Here is an 11,351-nt window from a genome sequence, read left to right on the forward strand (position 1 = left end):
ACGCTCCTGATACAAATAGAACAGCCCGAAGGCTGTGGGATCATCCATAAGCTCGACACCAAAATGCCAGGCTCAGGGAGCCGGCCATTCTAGAGATCGATCAAAAATGAATCAAGCCCCAAAAGGGGCTTGTTCAAGAAAAGACAAAACCGGCACAAGGCCGGTTTTGCTTTAAACAACTGCTTACCAGCTGGCTTTCACCAAACCCGGTACGTCACCACGCATGGCAGCTTCGCGCAGCTTGTTACGCGACAGACCGAACTTGCGGTAAACGCCGTGCGGACGGCCGGTGATGCGGCAGCGGTTACGCAGGCGCGAGGCGCTGGCGTCACGCGGCTGCTTCTGCAGGGCGACCTGGGCTTCCCAACGCGCTTCCGGACTGGTGTTCGGATTAGCGATGGTGGCTTTCAGCTCGGCACGCTTCTTGGCGTACTTGGCAACCGTTTGCTGACGCTTCAGCTCGCGGTTCTTCATGCTTGTCTTGGCCATTGTCCAGGACTCCGATCAGTTGCGGAACGGGAAGTTGAAAGCACGCAGCAGAGCGCGGCCTTCATCATCGTTACGGGCAGTGGTAGTCAGGGTGATGTCCAGACCACGCAGCGCATCGATTTTGTCGTAATCGATTTCCGGGAAGATGATCTGCTCTTTCACGCCCATGCTGTAGTTGCCACGACCGTCGAAGGACTTGGCATTCAGGCCGCGGAAGTCACGCACGCGCGGCAGGGAGATGGACAGCAGACGATCCAGGAACTCATACATACGTTCGCGACGCAGAGTGACCTTGACGCCAATCGGCCAACCTTCACGAACCTTGAAACCTGCGATCGACTTACGGGCATGAGTCACAACGACTTTCTGACCGGTGATCTTCTCGAGGTCGGCAACAGCGTGCTCGATGACTTTCTTGTCACCGATCGCTTCGCCCAGGCCCATGTTCAGGGTGATTTTGGTGATGCGCGGAACTTCCATCACGTTCGCCAGCTTCAGTTCTTCCTTCAGCTTGGGCGCGATTTCCTTCCGGTAAATCTCTTTCAGTCGTGCCATGGTGTTCTACCTATGATTCTCAAGCGCCAACCGGCTTTTGGGTGGACTTGAAGACACGAATTTTCTTGCCGTCTTCAACCTTGAAGCCAACGCGATCAGCCTTGTTGGTTTCAGAGTTGAAGATGGCAACGTTGGAAGCGTGCAGTGGCGCTTCTTTCTCGACGATACCGCCTTGAACGCCCGACATCGGGTTCGGCTTGGTATGACGCTTGACCAGGTTGATACCACCGACGACCAGACGGTCGTCAGCGAGAACCTTCAGCACCTTACCGCGCTTACCTTTGTCTTTACCGGCGATCACGATGATCTCGTCGTCACGACGAATCTTTTGCATGTCGGATCTCCTTAAAGCACTTCAGGGGCGAGCGAGACGATCTTCATGAACTTCTCGGAACGAAGTTCACGGGTCACCGGGCCAAAAATACGGGTCCCGATCGGCTCTTGCTTGTTGTTCAGCAGAACAGCAGCGTTGCCGTCGAAGCGGATGATCGAACCATCGGCACGGCGAACGCCGTGACGGGTACGAACGACCACTGCGGTCATGACCTGACCTTTCTTCACTTTGCCGCGCGGAATTGCTTCCTTGACGGTGACCTTGATGATGTCGCCGATGCCGGCGTAGCGACGATGCGAGCCGCCCAGCACCTTGATGCACATGACGCGACGTGCACCACTGTTGTCAGCCACATCGAGCATGGATTGAGTCTGAATCATAAAATTTCTCCGACCCCTAGCCCTTAGACTTCAACTGCGCGTTCAACGACTTCAACCAGGGCCCAGGACTTGGTCTTGGACTGCGGACGCGTCTCACGAATGGAAACGAAGTCGCCGATCTTGCACTGATTGTTTTCGTCGTGAGCGTGCAGCTTGGTCGAACGCTTGACGTATTTACCGTAGATCGGGTGCTTTACGCGACGCTCGATCAGTACGGTGATGGTCTTGTCCATCTTGTCGCTGACAACACGGCCGGTCAGCGTACGGACTGCTTTTTCAACTTCGGCCATGATCACTTACCTGCCTGCTGGCTGAGGACAGTCTTAACGCGAGCGATGTCGCGCTTCACTTGCGAGAGCAGGTGAGACTGCCCCAGTTGGCCAGTCGCTTTCTGCATACGCAGATTGAACTGGTCGCGCAGCAGGCCGAGCAGTTGCTCGTTAAGCTGCTGAGCGCTTTTTTCACGAAGTTCGGTCGCTTTCATCACATCACCGTCCGCTTAACAAAGGTGGTGGCGAGCGGCAGCTTTGCAGCAGCCAGGGCGAAAGCCTCGCGCGCCAACTCTTCGGATACGCCTTCGATCTCGTACAGGACCTTGCCCGGCTGGATCTGGGCTACCCAGTACTCGACGCCACCCTTACCTTTACCCATCCGCACTTCGAGAGGCTTCTTGGTGACCGGCTTGTCCGGGAAGACGCGAATCCAGATCTTGCCGCCACGTTTTACGTGACGAGTCAGAGCACGACGAGCGGACTCGATCTGACGAGCGGTGAGACGACCGCGAGCAACAGACTTCAGCGCAAACTCGCCGAAGCTGACTTTGCTACCGCGCTGAGCCAGACCACGGTTGTGGCCAGTCATCTGCTTGCGGAACTTCGTACGCTTTGGTTGCAACATGATGCGTACTCCTTATTTCTTGGCAGCTTTACGAGGCGCAGGCGCTTGCGGCTTCAGCTCTTCAGTGCGGCCACCAATGACCTCACCCTTGAAGATCCAAACCTTGACGCCGATCACACCGTAAGTGGTGTGTGCTTCGTAGGTGGCGTAATCGATATCGGCACGCAGGGTGTGCAGGGGCACACGACCTTCGCGATACCACTCGGTACGGGCGATTTCAGCGCCGCCGAGACGACCACTCACCTGGATCTTGATGCCCTTGGCACCAATACGCATGGCGTTCTGTACAGCGCGCTTCATGGCGCGACGGAACATAACGCGACGCTCCAGCTGCTGAGCTACGCTCTGCGCAACCAGCATACCGTCGAGCTCCGGCTTGCGGATCTCTTCGATATTGATGTGCACCGGCACACCCATTTGCTTGGTCAGGTCCTGACGCAGCTTCTCAACATCTTCACCTTTCTTGCCGATCACGATGCCGGGACGAGCGGTGTGGATGGTGATGCGTGCGGTTTGAGCCGGGCGAGCGATGTCGATACGGCTAACGGACGCGCTTTTTAGTTTGTCTTGCAGGTATGCACGAACCTTCAGGTCGGCGTTCAGGTAGTCGGCGTAATTGCGACCATCTGCGTACCAGACCGAGGTGTGATCCTTGACGATTCCCAGGCGGATGCCAACGGGATGTACTTTCTGACCCATCTGATCGACTCCGTTACTTGTCCGCAACCTTGACAGTGATATGGCAAGACCGCTTGACGATGCGATCAGCACGGCCCTTGGCACGCGGCATGATGCGCTTAAGCGAACGCCCTTCGTTGACGAAAACGGTGCTGACCTTCAGGTCATCAACGTCTGCGCCTTCGTTGTGCTCGGCGTTGGCCACGGCCGACTCCAGCACTTTCTTCATGATCTCGGCGGCTTTCTTGTTGCTGAAAGCCAGGAGGTTGAGCGCTTCGCCAACCTTCTTCCCGCGGATCTGGTCAGCGACCAAGCGGGCTTTCTGGGCGGAGATGCGAGCGCCCGACAACTTAGCGGCTACTTCAGTCATTTCCTAACCCCTTAGCGCTTGGCTTTTTTGTCTGCCACGTGACCACGGTAGGTACGGGTAGCAGCAAATTCGCCGAGTTTGTGGCCAACCATGTCTTCGCTCACGAGGACCGGAACATGCTGACGACCGTTATGCACAGCAATGGTCAGACCGACCATCTGTGGCAGGATCATGGAACGGCGCGACCAGGTTTTAACCGGCTTGCGATCGTTCTTTTCCACCGCCACTTCGACCTTCTTCAGTAGGTGAAGATCGATAAAAGGACCTTTTTTCAGAGAACGTGGCACTGTCGTATCCCTCTATTTACTTGCGACGACGGACGATCATGTTGTCGGTGCGCTTATTAGCACGGGTCTTCGCGCCCTTGGTCGGGAAGCCCCATGGCGACACCGGATGACGACCACCGGAGGTACGACCTTCACCACCACCGTGCGGGTGATCAACCGGGTTCATGGCAACACCACGAACGGTCGGACGAACGCCACGCCAGCGCTTGGCACCGGCCTTACCCAGCGAACGCAGGCTGTGCTCGGAGTTCGAGACTTCACCCAGGGTCGCACGGCACTCGGCCAGGACTTTACGCATCTCGCCGGAGCGCAGACGCAGAGTCACATAAGCACCTTCACGAGCGATCAACTGAGCGGAAGCACCAGCAGAACGAGCGATCTGAGCACCTTTCCCCGGCTTCAGCTCAATACCGTGAACGGTCGAACCTACCGGAATGTTGCGCAGCTGCAGGCTGTTGCCCGGCTTGATCGGAGCCATGATGCCCGCGACCAACTGATCACCAGCGACCACACCTTTCGGCGCGATGATGTAGCGACGCTCACCGTCGGCGTACTTCAGCAGAGCGATGTGCGCAGTACGGTTCGGATCGTATTCCACGCGCTCGACAGTGGCAGGAATGCCATCTTTGTCATTGCGTCGGAAGTCGACCAGACGGTAATGCTGCTTGTGACCACCACCGATATGACGGGTAGTGATACGGCCGTTGTTGTTACGACCACCAGACTTCGACTTCTTCTCGAGCAGCGGAGCGTACGGAGCGCCTTTGTGCAGCTCCTGATTGACCACCTTGACCACAAAACGGCGGCCAGCGGAAGTCGGTTTGCATTTAACGATTGCCATGATGCACCCCTTCCTTACTCAGCACTGCTGGTGAAATCGAGATCTTGGCCCGGCTGAAGGGAGATAACTGCCTTCTTCCAGTCGTTACGCTTGCCCAGACCGCGAGCAGTGCGCTTGCTCTTACCCAGAACATTCTGAGTAGTCACGCGCTCAACCTTCACGCTGAACAGGCTTTCGACGGCCTTCTTGATTTCCAGCTTGGTCGCATCGGTAGCGACTTTGAAAACGAACTGACCTTGCTTGTCAGCCAGAACCGTGGCCTTCTCGGAGATGTGCGGGCCAAGCAGCACTTTGAATACGCGTTCCTGGTTCATCCCAGCAGCTCCTCGAATTTCTTCACGGCCGAAACAGTGACCAGCACTTTTTCGTACGCGATCAGGCTGACCGGATCGGAACCCTGAACATCACGTACATCGACGTGCGGCAGGTTGCGGGCAGCCAGGTACAGGTTCTCGTCGACCGCATCAGATACGATCAGCACATCGTTCAGCCCCAGACCGTTCAGCTTGGACAGCAGAGCCTTGGTTTTCGGAGCCTCGACAGCGAAGTCTTCAACCACGACCAGGCGGTCGGTACGAACCAGCTCAGCAAGGATGGAGCGCAGAGCAGCGCGGTACATCTTCTTGTTCAGCTTCTGGTCATGATTACGGGTGGACGCTGCGAAGGTCACACCACCGCCACGCCAGATCGGACCACGAGTGGTACCAGCACGCGCACGACCGGTGCCCTTCTGACGCCACGGGCGCTTTCCGCCACCGGAAACGTCGGAACGGGACTTCTGGCCTTTGGTGCCCTGACGGCCGCCAGCCATGTAGGCTACGACTGCTTGGTGAACCAGGGTCTCGTTGAACTCGCCACCGAAGGTCGCATCGGACACTTCGATCGCCTGAGCGCCATTTACATTCAATTGCATCTCAGATTCTCCCCTTACGCCTTGACAGCCGGACGAACGATAACATCGCCGCCAGTAGCGCCAGGAACGGCACCCTTGACCAGCAGCAGGTTACGCTCGGCGTCTACGCGTACGACTTCCAGGGACTGAACGGTAACGCGCTCGGCACCCAGGTGACCGGACATCTTCTTGCCCTTGAATACGCGACCCGGGGTCTGGCACTGGCCAATAGAACCCGGAACACGGTGGGACACGGAGTTGCCGTGAGTGTTGTCTTGGCCGCGGAAGTTCCAACGCTTGATGGTACCGGCGAAGCCTTTACCTTTGGACTGACCGGTGACATCCACCAGCTGACCAGCTTGGAAAATTTCAGCGTTGATCAGATCGCCAGCTTGGTAGTCGCCGTCTTCGAGACGAAACTCCATAACAGTACGACCCGCCGCGACGTTCGCCTTGGCGAAGTGACCGGCCTGAGCCTTGCTAACACGAGAAGCACGACGCTCACCAACAGTGACTTGCACTGCACGGTAGCCATCGGATTCCTCGTTCTTGAACTGGGTGACACGATTCGGCTCGATCTCAATGACCGTAACCGGAATGGAGACACCTTCCTCGGTGAAAATGCGGGTCATACCGCACTTACGACCGACTACACCAATAGTCATGTTTAAAACCTCATGAGTGTACGGGGCTTTCACCCGCTATGGCCGCCCATTTCAGAGCGTTACACGACTAAAACCGCCAGGTTTTAGCCGAGGCTGATCTGCACTTCCACGCCTGCCGCAAGGTCGAGCTTCATCAGCGCATCAACGGTTTTATCCGTTGGCTGGACGATATCCAGAACACGCTTATGAGTGCGGATTTCGTACTGATCGCGCGCGTCTTTGTTGACGTGCGGAGAAATCAGAACGGTGTACCGCTCCTTACGAGTAGGCAGAGGAATCGGACCACGCACCTGAGCACCAGTACGTTTCGCGGTTTCCACGATTTCCTGGGTAGATTGATCGATCAGGCGATGGTCAAAAGCCTTCAACCGAATACGGATTTGTTGGTTTTGCATTTTGACCTCAGATTCCAAGCTGCTAATCCCCACAGACGGACTACGCCCGCTCAAGGGAGGCGCAATTGTACGGATGCCCCCCAAGGGTGTCAACTTTTAACCAATCCAAAAAAAGGGCCCCGAAGGGGCCCTTTTTCATATCCAGATCAGCGATTACTCGACGATCTTGGCAACCACGCCAGCACCAACGGTACGACCACCTTCGCGAATCGCGAAGCGCAGGCCGTCTTCCATGGCGATCGGCTTGATCAGGGTGACAACCATTTTGATGTTATCGCCCGGCATTACCATCTCAACGCCTTCCGGCAGTTCGCACGAACCGGTCACGTCAGTGGTACGGAAGTAGAACTGCGGACGGTAGCCCTTGAAGAACGGAGTGTGACGACCACCCTCTTCTTTGGACAGAACGTACACTTCAGCTTCGAACTTGGTGTGCGGCTTGATGGTGCCCGGCTTGGCCAGAACCTGACCACGCTCGACTTCATCACGCTTGGTGCCGCGCAGCAGCACGCCGCAGTTCTCACCAGCACGACCTTCGTCCAGCAGCTTGCGGAACATCTCAACGCCGGTGCAGGTGGTTTTGGTGGTCGGACGCAGACCAACGATTTCGATTTCTTCCTGGATCTTGACGATACCGCGCTCTACACGACCGGTAACAACAGTACCGCGGCCGGAGATCGAGAATACGTCTTCAATCGGCATCAGGAACGGACGATCGATGGCACGAACCGGCTCAGGAATGTAGCTATCCAGAGTTTCAACCAGCTTCTTGACAGCAGTGGTGCCCATCTCGTTGGCATCTTCACCGTTCAGCGCCATCAGCGCGGAGCCAATGATGATCGGAGTGTCGTCACCCGGGAAATCGTAGGTGCTCAGCAGGTCGCGAACTTCCATTTCGACCAGCTCCAGCAGCTCAGCATCGTCAACCATGTCAGCCTTGTTCAGGAAGACAACGATGTACGGAACACCAACCTGACGGGACAGCAGGATGTGCTCACGAGTTTGCGGCATCGGACCGTCGGCAGCCGAGCAGACCAGGATCGCGCCGTCCATCTGGGCAGCACCGGTGATCATGTTCTTCACGTAGTCAGCGTGACCCGGGCAGTCAACGTGCGCGTAGTGACGAATGTTGGAATCGTACTCTACGTGTGCAGTGTTGATGGTGATACCACGAGCCTTCTCTTCCGGCGCGCTGTCGATCTTGTCGAAGTCGACCTTGGCCGAACCGAAAACTTCGGAGCAGACGCGGGTCAGAGCAGCGGTCAGAGTGGTTTTACCGTGGTCAACGTGACCGATGGTGCCAACGTTGACGTGCGGTTTGTTACGTTCGAATTTTTCCTTAGCCACGACAGTAAACCTCTTACTTAAAGGGCGGGATTAGCCTTGTTTTTTAACCAGCGCTTCGACGATGTTCGCCGGAGCCTCTGCGTACTTGGAGAATTCCATGGAGTAGCTCGCGCGACCCTGGGACATGGAACGAACGTCGGTAGCGTAACCAAACATCTCGCCCAGCGGAACTTCAGCACGGATTACCTTGCCGGAGACCGAGTCTTCCATACCTTGGATCAGACCACGACGACGATTCAGGTCACCCATCACGTCACCCATGTAGTCCTCAGGAGTTACCACTTCCACCTTCATGATCGGCTCAAGCACTTTACCGCCGCCCTTCTGGGCCAGTTGCTTGGTCGCCATGGAGGCGGCGATTTTGAACGCCATCTCGTTGGAGTCGACGTCGTGGTAGGAACCATCGAACACGGTAGCCTTCAGGCCGATCAGCGGATAGCCGGCAACGACGCCGTTCTTCATCTGCTCTTCGATACCTTTCTGGATCGCCGGGATGTATTCCTTCGGAACCACACCACCTACGACTTCATTGGTGAACACCAGACCTTCGGTGATATTGCCCTTGTCGTCCACATCCGGAGTCGAGAAACGAATCCAGCAGTGACCGAACTGACCGCGACCACCGGACTGACGAACGAACTTACCCTCGATCTCGACAGCGTCTTTGGTGATGGTTTCACGGTAGGAAACCTGCGGCTTACCGATGTTGGCCTCGACGTTGAACTCGCGCTTCATGCGGTCAACGAGGATGTCCAGGTGCAGCTCACCCATACCAGAAATGATGGTCTGACCGGTTTCTTCATCAGTCTTGACGCGGAACGACGGATCTTCCTGAGCCAGCTTGCCCAGAGCAATACCCATCTTCTCCTGGTCAGCCTTGGTTTTCGGCTCTACAGCCACCGAAATTACCGGCTCCGGGAAGTCCATACGCTCAAGGATGATCGGTTTCTCTGGATCGCACAGGGTTTCACCGGTGGTGACATCCTTCATGCCGATCAGAGCCGCGATGTCACCAGCGCGCACTTCTTTGATCTCGTCACGCTGGTTGGCGTGCATCTGCACCATACGACCAACGCGCTCTTTCTTGCCTTTCACGGAGTTGATGACCGACTGGCCAGACTCCAGAACGCCCGAGTAAACACGAACGAAGGTCAGCGTACCAACGAAGGGGTCGGTCGCGATCTTGAACGCCAACGCGGAGAACGGCGCATCGTCATCAGCATGACGCTCGTCGTAATCGCTCTCGGCAATCTCTTCTTTCGGCTTGTCAGCCAGATCCGGGTGGATACCCTTGATCGCTGGGATCTCGGTCGGAGCAGGCAGGAAGTCGATAACGGCGTCGAGAACCAGGGGAACGCCCTTATTCTTGAACGAAGAGCCGCAGACAGCCGGAACAATCTCGCTCGCCAGAGTACGGGCGCGCAGACCAGCCTTGATGTCTTCGACGGACAGGTCACCTTCTTCAAGGTACTTGTTCATCAGCTCTTCATTGGCCTCGGCAGCAGCCTCAACCATGTTCGAGCGCCATTCGTTGGCCAGGTCAACCAGCTCCGCCGGAATTTCTTCCTCACGGTAGGTGGTACCTTTATCGTCATCGTTCCAGTAGATGGCCTTCATCTTGATCAGGTCGACCTGACCCTCGAAGTTCTCTTCTGCGCCGATAGCGATCTGAATCGGAACCGGAGTGTGACCCAGGCGATTCTTGATCTGACCGACAACGCGCAGGAAATTGGCACCCTGACGGTCCATCTTGTTGACGTAGACGATACGCGGAACACCGTACTTGTTGGCTTGACGCCATACGGTTTCGGACTGCGGCTCAACGCCCGAAGTACCACAGAACACCACAACAGCACCGTCGAGCACACGCAGGGAGCGCTCTACCTCAATGGTGAAGTCAACGTGACCGGGGGTATCGATGACGTTTACGCGGTACTTGTCGTACTGACGGCGAGAACCTTCCCAGAAGGTGGTGATCGCAGCAGAAGTAATGGTGATACCACGCTCCTGCTCCTGAACCATCCAGTCGGTGGTCGCGGCGCCATCATGCACCTCGCCCATCTTGTGGCTCAGGCCTGTGTAGAACAGGATCCGCTCGGTAGTGGTGGTCTTGCCCGCATCAACGTGCGCGCAGATACCGATATTACGGTAGCGGTTAATTGCTGTATTACGAGCCATAAAGCCCTCGCAAAGTTAGTGGAGCCGGAATTAGAAGCGGTAGTGCGAGAACGCCTTGTTGGCCTCAGCCATACGGTGCACATCTTCACGCTTCTTGACAGCAGCGCCTTTGCCTTCAGCAGCATCCAGCAGCTCACCAGCCAGACGCAGAGCCATGGACTTCTCACCACGCTTGCGCGCGAAGTCCACCAGCCAGCGCATAGCCAGGGCGTTACGACGGGACGGACGAACCTCGACCGGAACCTGGTAGGTAGCACCGCCAACACGGCGGGACTTGACTTCGACCAGCGGAGCGATGGCGTCGAGAGCTTTCTCGAAGATTTCCAGGGGATCGCTGTTCTTGCGTGCCTTGACAGTGTCCAGAGCACCGTAAACGATGCGCTCGGCCACAGCCTTTTTGCCGCTTTCCATCACGTGGTTCATGAATTTAGCGAGGATCAGGCTTCCGTATTTCGGATCGTCCAGAATCTCACGCTTTGCTGCTACACGACGTCTTGGCATTGATAAGCCCTCAAACGGTCTTCAGGTTAGCTCGGGACTCACAGCCTTGACCGGCCCGACCTTACTCTTATCGACTCAACTAGATAAAAAGGATCAAGCGACCTTATTTCGGACGCTTGGTACCGTACTTGGAACGACCCTGCTTACGGTCTTTGACGCCGGAGGTATCCAGCGAACCACGCACGGTGTGGTAGCGCACACCCGGAAGGTCTTTTACACGACCGCCACGGATCAGCACGACGCTGTGCTCTTGCAGGTTGTGGCCTTCACCACCGATATACGAAGACACTTCGTAACCGTTGGTCAGACGCACACGGCACACTTTACGCAGTGCCGAGTTAGGTTTTTTCGGCGTGGTGGTGTACACGCGGGTGCACACGCCACGGCGCTGCGGGCAGTTCTGCAGCGCAGGTACGTCGGACTTGTCGACGATACGCTTGCGCGGCTGACGTACCAGCTGGTTGATAGTTGCCATCTACTAGCTCCACTGTTGTCTTTCGACGCTATTTACAACACAAATAAAGATGGCAGAGCCGATTGCC

19 protein-coding genes are annotated in these 11,351 nt (G+C 56.5%); all 19 read right to left on the bottom strand.

The window, feature by feature from the left end:
• Positions 1-183: 183 nt before the first annotated feature.
• On the bottom strand, positions 184-489 hold the full coding sequence (rpsN, locus tag AERO9A_RS20605) for a 30S ribosomal protein S14 (RefSeq protein ID WP_003463288.1): 306 nt from the start codon (positions 487-489) through the stop codon (positions 184-186).
• Between the two features lie 15 nt (positions 490-504).
• Complete coding sequence (gene rplE / locus AERO9A_RS20610) at positions 505-1,044, bottom strand: 50S ribosomal protein L5 (RefSeq protein ID WP_159973765.1); 540 nt, start codon at positions 1,042-1,044, stop codon at positions 505-507.
• 19 nt (positions 1,045-1,063) lie between these two features.
• The gene (gene rplX, locus AERO9A_RS20615) at positions 1,064-1,378 is read right to left on the bottom strand and encodes a 50S ribosomal protein L24 (protein ID WP_003463290.1); all 315 of its coding nucleotides are present in this window, start codon (positions 1,376-1,378) and stop codon (positions 1,064-1,066) included.
• Between the two features lie 11 nt (positions 1,379-1,389).
• Complete coding sequence (gene rplN, locus AERO9A_RS20620; RefSeq protein ID WP_003243907.1) at positions 1,390-1,758, bottom strand: 50S ribosomal protein L14; 369 nt, start codon at positions 1,756-1,758, stop codon at positions 1,390-1,392.
• Between the two features lie 23 nt (positions 1,759-1,781).
• Entirely contained in the window at positions 1,782-2,048 is a 267-nt protein-coding gene (rpsQ, locus tag AERO9A_RS20625; protein ID WP_159973766.1) for a 30S ribosomal protein S17, read from the bottom strand.
• A 2-nt stretch (positions 2,049-2,050) separates the two neighbouring features.
• Entirely contained in the window at positions 2,051-2,242 is a 192-nt protein-coding gene (rpmC, locus tag AERO9A_RS20630) for a 50S ribosomal protein L29 (protein WP_159973767.1), read from the bottom strand.
• Complete coding sequence (gene rplP / locus AERO9A_RS20635; protein ID WP_003243901.1) at positions 2,242-2,655, bottom strand: 50S ribosomal protein L16; 414 nt, start codon at positions 2,653-2,655, stop codon at positions 2,242-2,244. Before rplP ends, rpmC begins: the two co-directional genes overlap by 1 nt.
• Before the next feature lie 12 nt (positions 2,656-2,667).
• Positions 2,668-3,354, bottom strand: a complete 687-nt coding sequence (gene rpsC, locus AERO9A_RS20640; RefSeq protein WP_003243898.1) for a 30S ribosomal protein S3 — start codon at positions 3,352-3,354, stop codon at positions 2,668-2,670.
• 13 nt (positions 3,355-3,367) lie between these two features.
• Entirely contained in the window at positions 3,368-3,703 is a 336-nt protein-coding gene (rplV, locus tag AERO9A_RS20645; RefSeq protein WP_159973768.1) for a 50S ribosomal protein L22, read from the bottom strand.
• A gap of 11 nt (positions 3,704-3,714) precedes the next feature.
• Complete coding sequence (gene rpsS / locus AERO9A_RS20650) at positions 3,715-3,990, bottom strand: 30S ribosomal protein S19 (RefSeq protein ID WP_159973769.1); 276 nt, start codon at positions 3,988-3,990, stop codon at positions 3,715-3,717.
• Between the two features lie 16 nt (positions 3,991-4,006).
• Positions 4,007-4,831 carry a 50S ribosomal protein L2 gene (gene rplB, locus AERO9A_RS20655; RefSeq protein WP_159973770.1) on the bottom strand — a complete coding sequence of 275 codons (825 nt, stop codon included), beginning with the start codon at positions 4,829-4,831 and terminating at the stop codon, positions 4,007-4,009.
• Positions 4,832-4,845: 14 nt separating this feature from the next.
• Positions 4,846-5,145: a 50S ribosomal protein L23 gene (rplW, locus tag AERO9A_RS20660; RefSeq protein ID WP_021444331.1), complete on the bottom strand. Its 300-nt coding sequence runs from the start codon at positions 5,143-5,145 to the stop codon at positions 4,846-4,848.
• The gene (rplD, locus tag AERO9A_RS20665; protein ID WP_159973771.1) at positions 5,142-5,744 is read right to left on the bottom strand and encodes a 50S ribosomal protein L4; all 603 of its coding nucleotides are present in this window, start codon (positions 5,742-5,744) and stop codon (positions 5,142-5,144) included. Before rplD ends, rplW begins: the two co-directional genes overlap by 4 nt.
• 14 nt (positions 5,745-5,758) lie before the next feature.
• Positions 5,759-6,388, bottom strand: a complete 630-nt coding sequence (gene rplC, locus AERO9A_RS20670) for a 50S ribosomal protein L3 (RefSeq protein WP_159973772.1) — start codon at positions 6,386-6,388, stop codon at positions 5,759-5,761.
• Positions 6,389-6,471: 83 nt separating this feature from the next.
• Positions 6,472-6,783: a 30S ribosomal protein S10 gene (rpsJ, locus tag AERO9A_RS20675; protein WP_003243886.1), complete on the bottom strand. Its 312-nt coding sequence runs from the start codon at positions 6,781-6,783 to the stop codon at positions 6,472-6,474.
• 153 nt (positions 6,784-6,936) lie between these two features.
• A complete protein-coding gene (gene tuf, locus AERO9A_RS20680) occupies positions 6,937-8,130 on the bottom strand; it encodes an elongation factor Tu (RefSeq protein ID WP_159973773.1) in 1,194 nt (397 codons plus the stop codon).
• 30 nt (positions 8,131-8,160) lie between these two features.
• Complete coding sequence (gene fusA, locus AERO9A_RS20685) at positions 8,161-10,308, bottom strand: elongation factor G (RefSeq protein WP_159973774.1); 2,148 nt, start codon at positions 10,306-10,308, stop codon at positions 8,161-8,163.
• A 30-nt stretch (positions 10,309-10,338) separates the two neighbouring features.
• Entirely contained in the window at positions 10,339-10,809 is a 471-nt protein-coding gene (gene rpsG, locus AERO9A_RS20690; protein WP_159973775.1) for a 30S ribosomal protein S7, read from the bottom strand.
• Between the two features lie 103 nt (positions 10,810-10,912).
• On the bottom strand, positions 10,913-11,284 hold the full coding sequence (rpsL, locus tag AERO9A_RS20695; protein WP_159973776.1) for a 30S ribosomal protein S12: 372 nt from the start codon (positions 11,282-11,284) through the stop codon (positions 10,913-10,915).
• Positions 11,285-11,351 lie beyond the last annotated feature (67 nt).

Origin of the sequence: Pseudomonas sp. 8Z, assembly GCF_902506535.1 — a bacterium.
In the GTDB taxonomy this organism is placed as follows: domain Bacteria; phylum Pseudomonadota; class Gammaproteobacteria; order Pseudomonadales; family Pseudomonadaceae; genus Aquipseudomonas.